General features: G+C 36.4%; 12 protein-coding genes. 5 read left to right on the forward strand and 7 right to left on the reverse strand.

Features of this window, described 5'->3' with window-relative positions; genetic code table 11:
• Positions 1-90: 90 nt before the first annotated feature.
• The 3 genes from ACY2RS_RS07410 to ACY2RS_RS07420 form a co-directional block, all read right to left on the reverse strand.
• Positions 91-732, reverse strand: coding sequence for a response regulator (locus ACY2RS_RS07410; protein WP_490097993.1), 642 nt, complete (start codon positions 730-732; stop codon positions 91-93).
• Entirely contained in the window at positions 722-2,593 is a 1,872-nt protein-coding gene (locus ACY2RS_RS07415) for a tetratricopeptide repeat-containing sensor histidine kinase (protein ID WP_490097994.1), read from the reverse strand. The genes ACY2RS_RS07410 and ACY2RS_RS07415 overlap by 11 nt, the downstream gene beginning before the upstream one ends.
• A gap of 200 nt (positions 2,594-2,793) precedes the next feature.
• Positions 2,794-4,353 (reverse strand): hypothetical protein, encoded by a 1,560-nt coding sequence (locus tag ACY2RS_RS07420; RefSeq protein ID WP_490097995.1) that lies wholly within the window; start codon positions 4,351-4,353, stop codon positions 2,794-2,796.
• A 256-nt stretch (positions 4,354-4,609) separates the two neighbouring features.
• Here ACY2RS_RS07420 and ACY2RS_RS07425 point away from each other — a divergent pair, with 256 nt between their 5' ends.
• From ACY2RS_RS07425 to ACY2RS_RS07440, 4 genes are all read left to right on the forward strand, one after another.
• The gene (locus ACY2RS_RS07425) at positions 4,610-5,170 is read left to right on the forward strand and encodes a hypothetical protein (protein ID WP_490097996.1); all 561 of its coding nucleotides are present in this window, start codon (positions 4,610-4,612) and stop codon (positions 5,168-5,170) included.
• A gap of 17 nt (positions 5,171-5,187) precedes the next feature.
• Positions 5,188-6,255: a hypothetical protein gene (locus tag ACY2RS_RS07430; protein ID WP_490097997.1), complete on the forward strand. Its 1,068-nt coding sequence runs from the start codon at positions 5,188-5,190 to the stop codon at positions 6,253-6,255.
• A 92-nt stretch (positions 6,256-6,347) separates the two neighbouring features.
• Positions 6,348-9,359, forward strand: a complete 3,012-nt coding sequence (locus tag ACY2RS_RS07435; RefSeq protein WP_490097998.1) for a sensor histidine kinase — start codon at positions 6,348-6,350, stop codon at positions 9,357-9,359.
• Positions 9,360-9,368: 9 nt separating this feature from the next.
• Positions 9,369-10,118 (forward strand): LytR/AlgR family response regulator transcription factor, encoded by a 750-nt coding sequence (locus tag ACY2RS_RS07440; RefSeq protein ID WP_490097999.1) that lies wholly within the window; start codon positions 9,369-9,371, stop codon positions 10,116-10,118.
• Positions 10,119-10,513: 395 nt separating this feature from the next.
• Here ACY2RS_RS07440 and ACY2RS_RS07445 read toward each other — a convergent pair whose 3' ends face one another.
• The 4 genes from ACY2RS_RS07445 to gdhA all read right to left on the reverse strand — a co-directional run bounded on the left by ACY2RS_RS07445 (position 10,514) and on the right by gdhA (position 17,426).
• Positions 10,514-12,919, reverse strand: a complete 2,406-nt coding sequence (locus tag ACY2RS_RS07445) for a TonB-dependent receptor (protein ID WP_490098000.1) — start codon at positions 12,917-12,919, stop codon at positions 10,514-10,516.
• Positions 12,919-13,638, reverse strand: coding sequence for a DNA repair protein RecO (gene recO, locus ACY2RS_RS07450; protein ID WP_490098001.1), 720 nt, complete (start codon positions 13,636-13,638; stop codon positions 12,919-12,921). The genes ACY2RS_RS07445 and recO overlap by 1 nt, the downstream gene beginning before the upstream one ends.
• Entirely contained in the window at positions 13,638-15,944 is a 2,307-nt protein-coding gene (gene porZ / locus ACY2RS_RS07455; protein WP_490098002.1) for a type IX secretion system anionic LPS delivery protein PorZ, read from the reverse strand. The genes recO and porZ overlap by 1 nt, the downstream gene beginning before the upstream one ends.
• 138 nt (positions 15,945-16,082) lie before the next feature.
• A complete protein-coding gene (gdhA, locus tag ACY2RS_RS07460; protein ID WP_490098003.1) occupies positions 16,083-17,426 on the reverse strand; it encodes an NADP-specific glutamate dehydrogenase in 1,344 nt (447 codons plus the stop codon).
• Between the two features lie 328 nt (positions 17,427-17,754).
• On the opposite strand from gdhA, the gene ACY2RS_RS07465 reads away from it, so the two are divergent.
• On the forward strand, positions 17,755-18,555 hold the full coding sequence (locus tag ACY2RS_RS07465; RefSeq protein ID WP_490098004.1) for a THC0290_0291 family protein: 801 nt from the start codon (positions 17,755-17,757) through the stop codon (positions 18,553-18,555).
• Positions 18,556-18,594: the final 39 nt, after the last annotated feature.

The raw sequence follows: 18,594 nt of genomic DNA on the forward strand, positions 1-18,594 counted from the left end.
AGTCGAGAACTACAACGTACTTATGGTAAACATAGGTTTCGACTCCGCTCAACCAGACAAATTTTTTTTATAGACACCCTCTTATTTATATCACCTATTTATAAGATCTCTTTCAATAGCTGCTTTCACAATGCCAATACTATTTTTAGCTCCTAATTTGCTCATTAAATTCATACGATGTGTCTCTACTGTTTTGGGGCTAATAAACAACTTATCTGCGGTTTCTTGGGTGGTTAACTCTTCAAAAAGGCACTGCAATACCTCTTGCTCTCGTTGCGTAAGTTTTGTGATTAAGGTATTTTGTTTTTGTTGCCCGATAGCACGATTCAATAATTTTTTCTGGATATCTTTTTGCAAATATTGTTCGCCAGACAGCACCGTTGTAATCGCTTCTTTAAGTTCATCTGAATCTGTATTCTTGAGCAAATACCCCAAGGCACCATTGTTTAAAATTCGCTTGACAAATGACGTGTCATCAAAGTTACTAAGCGCAATTATTTTTACTTCGGGATATTGTTTTAACAACATTTTACATAAGTCAATACCATTAATGTCGGGTAAATTAATATCTAACAACAACACATCTGGTTGACTTTTTTTAAATCCATCTAGCGTTTCTTTGGCACTACTGTATTTTGCAACAACATTCATTTCTGAGGTTTGTTCTAATAAAGATTCAATCCCGTTGAGGATTAATGGATGATCGTCTGTAATGGCTATGTTAGTTGTCATTGAGCTGTTTTAAATCTATTTCAATTGTATTGGAAGTTCCATTTTTATTAGAAACACTATCAAACGTAGCATCCAAATAGGCTACTCGAGATTGTATGTTTTGCAAACCAATGCCTGCTCCTTTTTCTTGTTGTGTATCAAAGCCTTTTCCATCATCTTCAACTGTAATTAATAAGGTGTCATTATGGTTGCTAATTTGTACATCAATAGTGCTTGCATTTGCATGTTTTATAGCATTGGTTACTAATTCTTGAATAATTCTAAAAATATGAACTTCTACTTTTTTAGGAAGGATGATTGTGGCTCCCATTTCATGAAAGGTAACTTGCGGTTTGTGAGCAGTATTCATATTCTCACAATAACTCTCAACTGCTTCAAAAAGATTAAAATCTTTTAGTGATTGGGGTACTAGATTATGAGAAATAGCTCGCACTTGTTGACAAGAATTATCAATCATGGTTACAGCTTCATTAATCACTTCATTATTCATTTTAAGCAAAGAAGATAGCTTGTATTTTATGGCAGATAAATCTCCATTCACCCCATCATGCAATTCTTGGGCAATTCGTAAGCGCTCTTTTTCTTCTCCAGCAATAATAGATTCTAAGGTTCGTACTTCTTGTTCTTTTTGAACCCGAATTAATTGTTGTTGAATGCGTTTTTGTCGTTGTCGAAAAGAAAACCATAGTAACAATGAACCCACCAAAAGGGATCCTATTAAAATCTTCATGAGACTACTTCTTGTTTGAGACTTTTCTAGCGTTAATTCTTTTTCTAAAATAGTTTTATCTTTCTTCTCAGTTTGATATTTCGTTTCGAGCTCATTTATAACTGCTATTTTAGTAGCACTTACTAAAGAATCTTTTAAGCTTGTATGCATTTTATAATATTGATATGCATTTTTAAAATCCCCTTGATCTTGAAATACTTTAGACAAACCTAAAGAGGCCCTTTTTTCAATTTCGACAGCTTTTATTTCTTTTCCAAAGGCCAATGCTTGCTTAAGGTATGAAGTTGCTTTTGTATGCTCCTCTAATTCAAAATATGCCAAACCGAGATTAATGAGCATCTCATTTTTGAAGAATGCATCTTGAATGTTTTCTCCTGCAGCTATTGCTTTTTCATAAAAGCCAATAGCTTTTTGATAGTCTTCAGTATGAAAATAATATTCTCCTAAATTTCTGTTGCTAAAGAAACCTAACCTAGGATATTCACCCGTGTTAGAAATGCTGTCTGCTTTATTAAAATACTGAAAAGCCTTTGCGTTTTCTTCTTTAGAGACATAGGCTAACCCCAAATCTCCATAATGCATCCCTAATAATGCTATTTCTTTTTTAGGAACAGTTTCTATGGCCTTTTCTATATATGCTATTTGCTTATCTAGTTGCTCTAGGGTTGAAAATAATGTAGAAAGATTTCTATATGCATTAGAAGCACTTAGGCTATCATTAAGCAATTCAAAATTCTGTATTGCTTTTAGGTAATATTCAGGAACACTATCCAAAAGTCCTTTGAACTGATACACATTTCCAATATTGGTGTAGGTCAATGCCTTACTTCGAATGCTTTTTGCTTGATCGCTTAAAGGAATCGCTTTTCTATAATAGTACAAAGCAGAATCATATTGCGCCATATCACTTTTAACAATCCCACTATACATAGTGGCTTTAAAGGCACCCAAAGGATATTGTTCCGTTTCACTAATTGCAACTATTTTTTTATAAAGTGCTAATGCCTTTTCTGGATCTTTAGCTTCAAATTCATAGGCCTTGTCGAGCATTTTTTGAATGCGAATAGTATCTTGTGAAAAACCATTAAACACAACAAACAAAAGAAACGTAATAAGAACTATTTTTTTCAAAATAAACTGATTTATAGAGTATTAAAGATACATATTATAAAATATCAACACGATATTTATGGTACTTATTAGCTAAAATGACACTTGCTTTTTATAAAACAAGATCTTTATTTTATGGGAGTATTGCATCGGTGAATTCTCTGAAATTATAAACTCAGGGAATTCCCTGAGTTTATAAAAAGTGAACTAAAAATTGTTTTTTAATTAATTCTATTTCTAAAAAAAGGACTTGGAAGACAGCCTATTACTTGAGCTATAATTCTAAGGTATTTTTTAATTGCGGCTAGTAAAGCCCAATTTATCCCAATAGCAAAAGCACATGGTAATTGCCCAAAAGCTGCAAGTGCAAGTGTTATAATAGCTGCTAGTGTTTCTGCCCACTCTAAAATTTCAATGACTATGAGCAAACTTCTGCACGTAATGACTGGGTTTCTTCTTTGAAGGAATATGCATATAATACTCCATAAAATCCAGGATATAATAGTAATAACACCTATGACTATCGCTGTTGTTGTTGCAATAGGTTCTGTCCACTGATACACACATCCCGCAATCACAAAGGCGATAATGGTAGCTACAATAAGCAATAGGTTTACGATAAGCCAAATGCAGCACCAGTTAGTTCTAGTATCTACAATGGTGACACAATTACGATCTCGCATCGATCTCACCAAGCTACAAAATCCTCCAGGAGCCCAATTCGTCCAAGGGGTTGGTGTGCTTTGTCCAGCACAAGATCTAGTTTCTATTTCGGGTAAGCAATCTGCTCCAATACGTTCTCTAGATTGTTCGCAGTTTACACACTCACTCCAATCTGACCACTCTGTTTCTATACATCCACAGGCTTTGAGTATTAAAGTTTCAGATAAAGGAAAACAACCATCTATAGTTACAGTAACTGCAATTTCCTCTTCTTCACCAGATGCAATAACAATTTGAAATGTAGTAGCTTGAACCGTCACATCATTATGTCTCCAGTAAATATCCAAGTTATTTCCATTAGGCTCCGTCAGACTTAAGATATATCTTCCAGGCTCCAAACAATCTATGGTATCACCATTGGGATTATTATTTATTTGCTCATATATTCCTTCAATTGTATCTACTACTTTAAACCTGTTTCCATTGGCATCCTCAAGTTCCCATTCAATATCATTGGGGCAATTTGGTGGAGGTGTGTCTATGGGTGGACAAACAGGAACTACTATATCTATGGTCTTATCTGGACAGTCTCTTGGTGTTAAAACCTCCAGTGTTGCAGTATAAGTACCTCCACTATAGTCATGCGTAAATGTTGGTGATGTATTTGTCCAAAAGTCTATAGATAGAGACTGTGAGTTGTCTCCAAAATCGAAAACGGCAGTTACATCATTTAAAGAGGAAGTAACTCTAAAAGTTACTGTACGTTTTCCCTCTAAGTTGCAAGCCGAAATATCAAGTATCTCTATATCTATTTGTGGACATACAACCGGTGGGACAGCACAGGTTACCGGGATACTATTACTTACAGAACAATTTGGTTTATCGATACATTGCGCATCGTATTTAAACCCTTGTCCACAAGAAAACCCGGGAGGTATACTAAATTGAGAGCTGTTAAAATTAACGTCCCAAGCTCCGTTTACAACATTGATCTGAAATCCTACAATAGACATTTCAACCATACTAAATGAAATGGATTGGCAATCTGACGTGCCAGAGACGGCGAGTGTATTTTGACTTTGATCAAATACAGCTGATGTTACAGTGATACTACACATAATTAAAATATTTAAGGTTAATTGAATGTGCAAGTTGCTGATAATCAGGATAAAAATCTTCAAGGAAAAACCTGAGATAAAAATTTCAGGGAATTCCCTGAGGTTAAAAAAAGCATTCAAAACAAGCTTGCTATGCTTCCAAACATTCCTTAAAAAACGCTTACTAGACTATTGCCAACGAATACTAAAACAGCTATCATGGCACTAAAGTTTCAGCATACATTTGAACTATCATTCACATTTAAACCCATGCATTATGAAAACTTTAATTAGCATCCTTATCCTGTTTGTAGGTCTTCAAACAACCATAGCACAAGAGTTCACTTCATCAAACAACTATTATGTAGCCTTGCAAGGAAGTCTTGGAGAAAACGATGAAGAACAACTTTCTGCTTCGGTATTCTCTGTAGCAAATAGCGCAGAAGAAATTACCTTCTTCCCTATTACCAACACCGACATGATTCATAGCATTACCGTTAGCACTTTAGAAACACCAAATCTTACAGGAGTACAACGCGTGTTAAAAGTAGATGTAAACTATGTAGAATACTGTACGTATAAAGTATCTAATTATGTATTAGAAACCGAAAAAGGAGCTTTTATAGCATTACCCATGTTAACCAATGAAGACTGCGGAGATACCGATAAGGCTTTGGTGTACTTATTTCCATCACAACCTTTTGGGAAAGAAAATCAGATTCTTACCAGCGAGGTAACTGTATCAAAAAGTAACATTACAGAAGCTTCATTAGAAGATAGTTTTATCTGGAATGATGACAACTATGGCACTTCTGGAAACCTATACCAAGACTTTTAATCTTAAAACTGTCTACCATGAAAATTTATAGCATTATTTTAATACTAATCATTCTTTGCAGCAGCTGCAATGATTCAAAAATTGCAGCTTCGGCACAAAAAGAAATGACCATTGCCATGCGCCATATACTCCCAAAAGTCACACCACAAGAAGAGGTGCTTGCCAAAGAAACACCCCTTGTTTTTATTGCTGGCTATGATGAAGAAGGATCCGACTACTACCGTCAAGCAGCAGTCTATTTTAAAAATAAAAACCTCAAAGTAATAGAAGGTTTGTACTCCTTAGAAGAAATTCTAGATTGGTTACAAGGGTATGAAAATAAAGTAGCCGAAATCCATATTGTAAACCACAGTAATGCCTGGCGTGGCATGGCTTTAAAAACCACAAAAGAGGGAGAGCGTATTACACAGGAAACCCTTGCCAATGCACTCAAAGAAAACCAATTGCCCGCGGTACCGAAGACCATTTCTAGCAAGACAAAAATTGTATTTCATTCTTGCGGACTAGGCACCAACACCATGTTAATGACCGAATTACAAAAAGTATTTTCAAACAATGCAACACCACAAGTTATTGCCTCACCACATTTTAATGTGTTTGGTGGTAAATATGCTTCGCATTACTTGGCAACTCCTTATTATGTGTTTTACCCTACAGCACATTCTCCGGGACCGTTAATGTTATCGCAAGAAATGGAAGTATTATATCCCAATGCAAACATCGATTGGTTTACCGCCTTAAAAACAAGAGAGGAAACTGCATTAGGCGCACCGTATTCCTATCGTTTTAATGTGCCCGTAGATTGGACCTTCGAATTTGAAGCTGTAGAAGACATTCCAGCTTTTGAAGACAAAGCACAACTAATCACTTTTATCAAAGAAGATCCTTCACTCATGCAAGCAATTCAAGATACTGGGATTCCTATCTCAAAATTTAGATGGCTGGCTAGTAGCGACGGTAGCACATTAAAAATTAAAGGAAAAACAACGGTATTATCGGTGTTAAAACCCATCATGAATACACAAGATAGCGGCGCGTATCTATTTCCAGAAATTTCAAACACAAACATATACACAACACTTTAAAAATATTCATCCGTTTAAATAAGAACAAATGGGATGCTAGCACAATTATTGTACAATAGTAATAGATAGAACTTTCTATATATTTGTTATTCATGAAACACCTACTCGTTTTCTTATGGTTTCTCTTTGGTACTTATGCCCAAGCACAAAACAATGAGTTGCGCGGGTACACCTTAGCCGATGGATTGCCACAATCTCAAGTATATGCCATTGCCCAAGACACGATAGGCTATTTATGGATAGGGACACAAGGTGGCGGAGTGGCTCGCTTTGATGGAGATGATTTTGCCATTTTTACAGAAAAAGACAGTCTTGCTTCCAATTATATACAAAGCATTGTAACACAAAAAGACCGAGTTTTAATTGGTACAAAAAAGGGACTTTCCATCTATTCAAAAGGTGCTTTTAAAAGTGTTGAAACTCCCAAAGTAAATTCAATTTATTCGCACAAAGAGCACGTCTTCTTAGCAACAGACAAAGGAATGTATGTCTTAGATGCCTTCGGAAATGTTAGTACATCACCCTTATCGCAAACCCTTAATAATAATATCCTCACCGATGTAATACACGACGGAACTCACTTTTGGATTGCAAGCAAAAAAGGATTGTACAAAACGAAATCCCTCACGAAGAGGAGTCCGATAGCACAATTAGAAACAGTAGAATTCAATTCACTAGTCCAACATGACAATCGGGTCTTTGCGGCTTCGTTTGTAGATGGCATTTTGGTGTATGATATTTCAGATACAAAAAAAAGAACGCTCGTTATTCCTAAACCGCTTCGCATTACCAACCTTACTATTCAAAATGAACAATTATGGGTCGCTACAGATACCGATGGAGTCACCCTGCTGGATCTTGAATCTTTAGCATTTCAGAAAAAAATAAATAGAAGTAATGGCTTATCAGTGTCGCATGTTAGGCAAACCCTACAGGACAAACAGGGTAATATTTGGCTGGGCACGAGTGGTGGTGGCTTGTACAAATATTTTCCAAATCAGTTTACCCATTTCGACAAAGACACAGGCTTAAAAGGCAATAGAATTTACGCGGTACATGCTGCAAAAGAAGCGCTCTGGTTTTCGGTTGCCGAAAAAGGACTCTCATACATCGACAGTCTAGGTATCAAAAATATCGCTCCCATAGAAGGTTTTGAAGATGTAAAAATAAAAACCCTCACTAGCGATTCTACAGGTGGTATTTGGGCAGGCTCTGAAGGGAAAGGTATCCTCTACCGCCAATCTAAAAAGGTCGATAGTTTTGCGGTGTCTGGAAATAACATTGATAATATTAGCATCGATACCATTTCCATCACCAAAACCAAGTATCATATCATTAATGAGTCTAAAGGGCTCCCCAGCAATTGGATTAGAGATCTTGTATACACCAACGGCACTCTTTGGGCGGCCACTTACGGCAGTGGTATAGTAACATTTCAATATAACGATAATACAAACAGAATAGAAGCTCTTAAAACATTTGATGCCGAAGATGGTATGTTAGATCTGGGTGTTAAAGACCTCTACAAAGACCCTCAAGGAACTCTTTGGTATGGTACACAAAAAGGACACATAGGGACTATTTCAGATAATGTCGTGCAGCATTTGGGCCAGGCATTACCTATCGCAACGGCCATCAATAGTATTTTAGTTAAAGACAAAAGGGTATTTTTAGGTACTTCAGATGCTGGAATATGGGTAGCACCGCTTTCGTCTACACCAGTTTTCTCAAAACTTAAAGGCGCCAAAAATACTACTTCTCAAAATAGTTTTCAGCTTTTATTTGATTTGCAAGGCAATCTATGGACAGGGAGTGAGCGTGGTGTAGATAAGATCATTCTCAACAATAACAATGAGATCGTAGATGTATTTCACTACGGAAGAAATGATGGGTTTTTAGGTATCGAAACGTGTCTTAATGCAGTAAGTATGGACGCCCAAAACAACCTTTGGTTTGGTGCTATTTATGGCTTAACAAAATACAACAACACTCAAACTCAAGAAAAAGAAGCCAAAAAGCCTACCCTATCTTTTGAGCAAATTACTGCTGGATACACACCTATAGATTCTTTACCAGAAACAACTTGGAAAGACGATGTATTGCAATTGGCAGCCGCAAACAACCAACTTTCATTTCGTTTTAAAACCGTAGATATCAATCATCCAAACGATATTGAATATCGCTTCAAATTAGACCAACAAAATTGGAGTCCGTGGTCCTCTAGCTCTCGAGAGAACATAGCAGGAGTACCCTACGGAAAACATCAATTTACGGCGCAATCTAGAAATTATAGATGGCAAGAAAGCGACCCTATCACATTTCAGTTTGAAATAGAAACCCCTCTTTTAAAAAGAACTTGGTTTCAATGGCTCTTAGCGGGTCTCATTGGAATTTTATGTAGTCTCCTAGTGCTTGGCTACATCAAACGCCTTAAAAAGAAAAACCACGAAGCCCAGAAACAATTAGCACTCCAAAATCATTTACTAGGCTTAGAACAAAAGGCATTGCGATTACAAATGAATCCGCATTTTATCTTCAATGTGCTCAATGGTATCAAAGCAATGGGTACTACAAATACCAACAAAATGAATACGACCATTAATAGTTTTGCCAAATTATTACGTGGTATTTTAAACAATTCTAGGCAAGATACCATTAGCTTACAAGAAGAAATAAACACACTCACAAACTATATTGCTGTGGAACTGCTCATGGCTCCCACTCCTTTCATCTATGACATTTCCGTAGAAAGTGATATAGACCCAGAAGAGATTGTCATTCCGCCGATGCTCATCCAGCCTTTTGTAGAAAATGCCATTCGACATGGTATTTTAAAAGGTGAAAAGGAAGGTGTTTTAAAGGTGCTTTTTAAAACTTCGGAAACTTCCTTGCATTGTACAATTACAGATAACGGACAAGGGATCTTTACTTCGCAACAGCAAAAGGTTAATACCAGTCATCAATCGGTTGCGCTAGATGTTACCAAAGAACGTATTGCGTCTTTGGCAAAGAAAGACACCTTACAATTACTAGAATTGAAAGAAAATAATGTAGTTTTAGGAACCGAAGTAACCTTTACCATTCCGTTAGAATTAGACTTTTAAAATCCAGTTATGCTTACAGCAATTATTATAGAAGACATGCCAGATGCGCTTACCTTGTTAGAAGGAGCCTTGCAAAAAAACCATCCAGACATTGAAGTCATTGCAACAGCTTCTAGTGTGGTTGCAGCAGCAAAATTATTGCGTAGTAAAACACCCGATATTTTGTTTCTGGATATTATGCTAGGCGATGGTACTGGCTTTGATATTCTAGAAATTTTTCCAGACTTAGAAAGTAAAATCATCTTTGTAACTGCAAGTGATGAGTTTGCGATTAGAGCCTTCAAGTTTGCAGCCATAGATTATGTACTAAAACCCTATGACGATGATGACTTAAAAAAGGCAATTGACAGAGCAAAAGCTCAATTACACCCAAACCAAGAACGTCTTAGTATTTTAAAAGAAACCATTGCTGCTCCAGAGGCCAAGCCCAATAAAATATCCTTACATACACTCGATAAGATTAGCATTGTGAGTTTAGAAGACATTGTGCGTTGCGAGGCAGACAGTAACAATACCATTTTCTATTTACAGGATGGGAAAAAAATATTTGTAACCAAGACCTTAAAGTACTTTGCAGACATGCTTACCTCCTACCAATTTTTGAGAGTACATCAAAGTCATTTAGTGAATCTGCAATGCATTAGTGCCTTTATAAAAACAGATGGCGGGTATTTGTTATTGAAAAATAAAGAAACAGTTCCTGTGTCGGTGCGCAAAAAAACGGAAGTCATAGAAATCTTAGACAGTATGCACCGTTAAGATAAGTGGTAGCTTAACTAGCTCTCCTTTTGGGTCTTTCTGAAATATTAATAGACGGAATCTCTTTCTTAGGCAATTCCATTTTTTCTACCTGATATAATCTATCAAGCTTACTAAAAGTGAGCGTTAGCATCTCATCGAGTGTGGTATAAATAAACTCTTGCATCATGGCGATCTAAAAAAATATGTAGAAAAAACAAAGGGAGCCTCCTCAAACTCCCTCTGTAATATTAAGTAAACGTACGTTTACCTCACTTGACTAACTAATTTGATTAGTTTGTTCATACAAATGTAGCATACATATTGATGCTAAAATAGGGGGTTTTCCCCCTATTTTTTTAAAATTACACCTGTTCCAAAAAAGCGTGAAGCATGAACTCTTTATACCCGATATACTAGAAAGTATAGGTAGCTGCCAAAATTAAGTTTCGCCCAGCTGCAGAGATTCCACTGCTATAAGGTCTATAGCGTTGATCTGTGATGTTCTCTAATGTTGCATTAAATTGTAATGCTTTTGTAAGATTGTATTGTGCACCAAAATTAAGTGTATACCACTTTGGTGCAAAAGGATTCCCATTTTCGTCAGATGCATACAAGAAGGCATTGTTTTGCTGACTAGGGGCTAAGTCCTCGTAATCAAACTGACCATTATAGATAGCAAAAGCATCAAATTTAAATTTTCCCTTTTTGTAAATAAGATGGGTATTTCCAAACTGTGGTGCTGCATGACGTATCACCTCTTTATTGCCTTGATCATCTTCTGCGAATCCTTTGGTGATATTATAATGTGAAGTAAGTTGTAGGGCTTTTGAAAAATTAATTTCAAGTCCTGCCTCAAAACCATATACCTCTGCGCTAGCTGCGTTTTGAATGGCTTGTACATTACTTAATTCTCCTTGGTATAGAATTTCGGTTTGTCCATCCAATTCAAAATCTCTTCGTATGAGGGCATCTTCTAATACTGTGTAAAAAGTAGCTAGATCTAATTTTATTGTATTTCCAAAGTTGAGTGTCGCTCCTATTTCTCCATTATAAGCATATTCTGGTTCTAGATCTGGATTAGGTACTACTACACTGCCAGGTTCGCTATCAAATACTTTTCCAACATCGTCAATATTAGGTGCTCTAAAAGCGGTCCCAAAATTAAAGCGCCATCCTAGTATTTTGTTTGGGTTCCAGGTGAGCCCAGCAGTTCCTGTTAAGGCTCCAGTGCTTATTGATTTTTCGTTAAAAGGAAGGTCATACAAAGTGGGATCAAAAGTAGCATCTACAAGAATATGATTATAACGTAACCCTCCTTGAAAAGATAGGGTTTCTGCCAATTTTAGTTGGGTACTTACATAGGCTGCTATAGATTGCCAGGTTGCACCGTCTGGATATCTAGAAACATCTCTTTGAGAAACTCCTGTCGTAATATCGGTCTGTGCTCCGGTAGAGCCTACTTTATTATACACATACTCTACACCATAGGTTAGGTTACTTTTTAGGCCCATTTTTTTACTAAAATCCCATCCAGCTGTATAGGCATCTACTTGTTCATCACGTTCAAATAAAATAGTGTCGCCAAAACTTCTATCATTCCTACTTTCTTTGAATCGTTGATAGGATAATGACAATACACTTTCATCGTAGATCCCAGAAGCTTTGTTTGTGATTTGCAGGTTTCCCGACAACCATTCTTGGGGTCCGTAGTACCATTCTGAAGACCGAAGATTCCCGTCTTGTCTACGAATCAATCTGTCGTATCTTGGGTAATCGCTTGTGGTGGTGTAGAAAAGCCCCAAATCAAAATTCCAGCGCTCACTAGGCATGTAGCGTACTTTTTGCATGGCATTTATTTGATTATAGGCTGTTGGGCGTTGTACTTGAGGGTCATCGTTTTGTACCACAGTATCTACCCCGTTGATCGTTTCTACATATTCTTCACGCAGATAATCGTCTGGACCGTGGCTTCCCATACGCAAATCATCAAAATCACTGTAGGTAACACTGGTTAAAAAAGCCCATTCTTTAGCGCCTATATTAAAATCTATGTGTCCCGTCTTTTCTTGATTTGCTGTTGCATATCGCGCAGTTGCATTTCCTGAAAAAGAAAGTCCTTCTTCAAAAGAGAATTTTGGTTTTTTGGTATAGAAGTTCATCACACCTCCTACAGCATCACTACCATACACTACAGAACCTGGACCAAGGATTACTTCGGTGCGCTCAATGGCAAATGGATCTATAGAAATTACGTTTTGAACATTTCCGCCGCGAAAAATAGCCGTATTAAAACGAACTCCGTCAACGGCAATGAGCAATCTATTGGTTGAAAAACCTCTAATTAAAGGGCTCCCACCACCTAACTGACTTTTTTGAACATATACTTGCCCACTACTTTGTAATAAATCTGCTGCCGTTTGGGGATTTCCAAAAAGCACATCTTCACTTGTGACCGAGACAATTTGTTGTGGAATGTCTCTTTTCTTTTGTCCAAATTTGGATACCGATAAGACTACCTCATCTAAGCTACTAGCATCTGTTGTTAAAAAAACTTGATTATTAGTGGCTACTGCTTGAAACTTTTTAAGTTCTAAAATAGCATGAGATATATGTTGAAATGTTATGACTTCACTATCCTTAAAAGAAGTAATGTCTACAAAACCATCAAAGTCTGTAACTCCACTTTTACTCTTATCCTTATTAAACAATGCGACTCCAGGAATTGGAGTCTGTGTTTCTTGAGAAAGTACTTGTATTTTTTGAGCAACTGCTGTTGTTGAGGTAATGATAACAGCAAGAATTACTAATAAATATTTCATTAATTGAACAGTTGTTGAAGTACTTCTAGGGACCTCGGTTTTTTATAGCCGTGCAAATGTAATTGATAATATTCCAATACCAAATGAAGCACGTCCATTCTTTGGTTTTTTGTTAGTTTTAACGAAGAAATCTTATCAAAATTTATGCCGAAGAACTGCCTTAAACTAGCGACACGCTCTCCAGTTTCGCAATAGATAGAAATGTCTTCTGTTTCAAAAGTTCCATCTGCAGCATTAAAATAAGGAAGATGTGCTTCTGTAGTGTCTGGATAGAAGCCTAAGTATGCTGTAAGTTTTAATAAAAATAAGGTATGAAAATTAGCGATGCTATCGTGATGATCTAACCATTGAAACGATGCCTCTAGGTATTCAAATAATGCTAGGTTTGGTTCTTCTTCAAGAATGGAGTTTTTTAACATTTCAGAAAGAAACAACACCAAAGAAGATTTTACAACATCTGTATGCAGACTGGTATAAGGATAGATAACCTTAGCTTCTTTAATGGTCTCAAGGGTGCCCTTGTTTTTATGATTTGCAACTATTTCTAATTGCGTAAGGGGTTGAAAATAAGAGGTCTTTAGTTTCCCTCTTTTAGATTTAAGAACCCCCCTAAGTAAGTATGATTTAAGTCCGCTACTTTGGGTAAAACAAGTAACTATGAGGTCAGCTTCAGCATATTTTATGGAAGAAAAAACAATGGCTTTTGTAGTTTCAATCATTAGCGAACAACCATTACTTTTTTAATTTTTGTTTCGGTAGCATCTTCTGTAGTGATTAAAACAAAGTACACTCCTGAAGCAACTTTGTAGCTACCAAAAGCTTTGGTGTCCCAAATTACACTTCCTCCTTGACTGGTTTCTTGAAATACTAAATTCCCTTCAAGATCTGTAATTTTTACATTGGCATTTGCGGTAAGACCATCTATAGTCACATTACCTTCGTATTGCGGTCTCACTGGATTTGGAAACACAAACACCTCTTCTAGGTTATCTCGAGGAGCCGTTGAGGTTCCTTTATAAGACACCAAACCATTCACAGTAGCAAAATATACTTCTCCAGTAAATGGGTCGATTGCAATATCTTGCACGTTGTTAGAGGGTAAAGGAGAATTCTCTGAAGTAAACCTAAGGATTGTTTCTTGTCCGTTTGAACTTAAATAGAAAACGCCTGAACTAGCCGTAGCAATCCATTTATTATTAGATCCGTCTACTTCAATATCTGTTATTGTTTGCTCAAATAATAATTCTTGACCCACGCCTTCATCATCCTCAAAAATAATGGCATCTGCAGAAACATCTCCAGAATCGCTAAAGAATCCGCCAGGGTTAAACAAAACACGTAAGCCTCTTAGAGTACCAATCCACAATCTATTTTGGTTATCGAAGGCCAAAGCTCTAATATCTGTAGAGGGAAGTCCACCTCCAGTATCTTCGTCTCCAATAGCTTTTAGTTGATTGTTGGCTGGATTAAATGCTGCTAATCCAGTTTGAACAGCACCAAAAAACACGATACCTTCTCTACTAATTGCCAACTCACTGTATGCTAATTCGGTTCTACCACCAGACACACTAGTGACATCAAAAGACTGAATTTGTCCATTGGGTGTAATTCTGTTAAGGGCATCATCTGTTAGGGTTTGAAGAAACCACAAGTTTCCCTCACGATCAAAATCAGATCCATACAATCTAACTCCTGCATTATTACCATTAAAAACTGGGTTTTCAAGAGATGAGTTTGTTTCATCATATAAAATCGTAGGGATTTTATCTTCCACTTTTAGCAAGCCGCTATAAAAAGATGAAAAATAAGCTGTATTCGGATTTTGATCGTCAATGCGTATGTTTACAATATCATTAATAGCCGACACTCCTAGTGTTTCTGTTAGCTCTCTATGCGAAATATTAGTCCAATTGCCCTCTGATAGATTACTAATTCCTTTTCTATCTAAGGGGAAGGGATTAAAGAAAACATCTACAGCACCAAAACTTACCCATACCTGACCCGCTGTTGTGTCAAGCGCAAAAGGAGTGTTTAACAAAGGTCCGTCTGGTAAAATTTGTGTTACTTGAGTTGTTCCATAAGGCACTCTTAAAAGACCATTCACAGTGGTTCCCATGTAGAAAAAATCATTAAAGCTATACCCTGTTTGTAAACTATAACTGAAATCTGGCAAGCTTGTAACAGAAGACCTTAAAATAAACCCTTGCTCATAGGCATGTATACTTGTTGATGTTGTAACAGTTAATAAGGCATTATTCACTTTAAAATCTCTAATGGGGCTACTAAAAGAGGCAAGTTGTTGTAATGTGTTTCCAGCATTAATTCTAAAAACGGTATTGTCTGATCGAGCAATTAACACCCTATCACCTAGTGTTTGTGCTGCAATATAATTTCCTGCAGTTACCAATTCCCAATCTTGAAAATCTATAATACTGTCACTATTTAAAATGGCACGACGAATACCGCCTTCTGAGGAAGCCGCATAGATATAAGGTAACAGTATGGTGGTTTGGGTAATGTTTATTTGCGTTCCCGAATCTCCAATAAAATAACTTTCTCTAAATTCGAGTCTTTCTAAATCATAGACAGAAACTCCAAACTCAGCTGAAATATAAATTCTACCTTCAAACTCTGAAAAATGATTAATTCTTTTTTTGTTGGGAGGAATGTTTTGTTTGTCTCGAATATCTACTACTTTAAGTACCTCATTACCCTCATCGATCGTTACCACTTCAATTAATCCATCCTCATACCCTATTAATAAAAGGTCTGTTTCACTACTGTAGTGTATTGTTGTAATAGATTCGCCCGAAAGCCCCTGAACACTAGATAAAGTTGTAATTTCCTCAGTAGAAAGATCATAGATAAAAATGGCATTATCTGACCCAACAAAAATACGATCATCTCCCTGAGAAATGTCTTTTACAGAAACATAAGAAAAATGATCTTCCCATAAATTATCAAAATTTTGAGCTTCCATAAAAGGTGCTACAAGCACCGTAAAAACGAAAAAAATACGCTTCATAAAATCTAATTTCTATTGCACCAACAATGATAAGAAATGAAGTTGGTAGTACTATAACATTTTGAGACAATAATTATTGTTAGCTAAAAAGGTTGCCCATAGGAGCAACCTTTATATATAAATAGATTATAAAGAGTCTTATACAACTCCTTGTGCCATCATTGCTTCTGCAACTTTTACAAATCCAGCAATATTTGCTCCTTTTACATAGTCTACATAACCGTCGCCATCTTTACCATATTGCACACAAGCTGCATGAATATCATTCATGATGTTATATAATTTTTCATCTACTTCTTCTCTTGACCAGCTTAAGCGTAATGAGTTTTGAGACATTTCAAGACCCGACGTTGCAACACCTCCTGCATTAGATGCCTTTCCAGGGGCAAATAATATTTTTGCTTTGCTAAATACTTCTATGGCATCTGGTGTGGTTGGCATGTTAGCACCTTCACTTACACACATACATCCATTTGCTACTAATGTTTTTGCTTCTTCTTCATTCAACTCATTTTGAGTAGCACAAGGCAAAGCGATATCACATGTTACACCCCAAGGTCTTTCTCCTGCTGTGTAAGATGCACTCGGATATTTTTCTACGTATTCACTAATACGTCCTCTCTTCACATTTTTAAGCTCCATTACATAGGCTAGCTTCTCTTCATTAATTCCTTCTGCATCATAAATAAATCCTCCAGAATCTGATAAGGTTACCACCTTACCTCCGAACTCCATCGCTTTTTCGGCAGCATATTGCGCCACATTACCAGAACCAGAGATCACTACTGTTTTCCCTTTAAAGCTTTCGCCTTTTGTTTCAAGCATGTTTTTTGCGAAATATACATTTCCGTATCCTGTCGCTTCTGGACGAATTAAGGATCCGCCATACTCTCTTCCTTTACCGGTTAATACTCCAGTAAATTCGTTACGCAGTCTTTTGTATTGACCGTACATATATCCTATTTCACGACCTCCAACACCTATATCTCCTGCAGGCACATCTGTATCTGGACCAATATGACGAGATAATTCTGTCATAAAACTTTGACAAAAACGCATTACTTCTGCATCACTTTTTCCTTTTGGGTTAAAGTTAGAGCCCCCTTTACCACCACCCATAGGCAGTGTTGTTAAGCTGTTTTTAAACAATTGTTCGAATCCTAAAAACTTAAGAATACTCAAGTTTACAGATGGGTGAAAACGTAATCCACCCTTATAAGGACCAATAGCCGAATTATACTCTACACGGTATCCTTTGTTTACGTGAATTTCTCCACTGTCATCTGTCCATGGCACTCGAAACATGATGGTACGTTCTGGTTCAACCATACGCTCCAATAATTTATGGCCTTGGTATCTTTCATTACTTTCAATAAATGGAATTACCGCTTCAGCAACTTCGGTTACTGCTTGTAAAAATTCTGGCTCGTTTGGGTTTGATTTTTCAACACTTGCAATAAAGTCTTTGATACTTTGCTTCATAGTATGCGTTTTTAAATTGTTTTGTACTCTAAAAGTACTTTTAGTTGTTGTTTAAAATTTGTTTTCTTCGGAAATAGTAGTGGTTTTCTAACATTTCCGAGGGGAAAAATCTTGTTAAAAACATATAGTTTTTTTCAAGGAATTGATAACGTAACTCACTTGATTTATACGATATAAACAAAGTTTGCGTTTTAAAGGCACAAATATACGTGATATCACATAATTTTGAGTTTTAAATTTATATAATCCCTTAAATATGGGGTTTAAATTTCCCTGTTAAAGATGTTTTCATATATTTGTTGCGTCTCAAACTAAACCTATATTACTAATGAATACCAGATTTTTGCTATTGGTATTGTGTTTTCTTGCCTTCTGCAAGCAAGACATGAGCGCCCAAGCCGGCTTTTCTCATGAGATTGGTTTTATTACTGGTCCTATAGCTTTTTATTCTGATTATGGAATTCGTGGAGATTCTGAAACCAATACAGGTAATACTACTATTGGGTTTGGTATTATTCACTATTTAAACTTCGCATATCGATCAGATTGTAATTGTTACACTCGTGACACCTATTTTAATGACCACTTTAAAATAAGAAATGAATTAGATTACCATAAAACACAATTACAACATTTTGGACCTTTAGTTGCTCCAGACAAAACTAGCTTTACTTCAGATCAATTAAGAGCAGTTAGTGGTAGTACACGTGTTATTGAAATTGGATCACAAATTGAATACTTTCCTTTAAGCATTAGAGATTTTGCTGCAAACTCATATAGATTTGCTCCTTTTATTAGTCTTGGAATGCACTATGTAAATTTTGATCCTGAATCAAGCTCAACCTTAGGTGATTTAGATTCACCCTTAGCATCTTCGCAAAAATACATAAATGCATACCAACAAGAAGGCGATTCAACTTGGTCTGTTGTTTGGAGTGCTGGTGTTCGTTACAAGTTAAATGACTCTGCAGATCTTATGTTAGATAGTAGATGGAATTTTTATTTCAGTGATTGGGTAGATGGCTTAAATCCTGCCTTAGAACAGAATGGAATTACACCTGTTCCTGAAAACAAGGCAAATGATTGGATCTATTGGTTAAATTTTGGGTACATCTATTACCTAGACTAAGGTACATAAAAACAGTATACAAAAATGCTATTTGTGCAC

This window comes from Patiriisocius sp. 208BN25-11 (genome assembly GCF_058147145.1).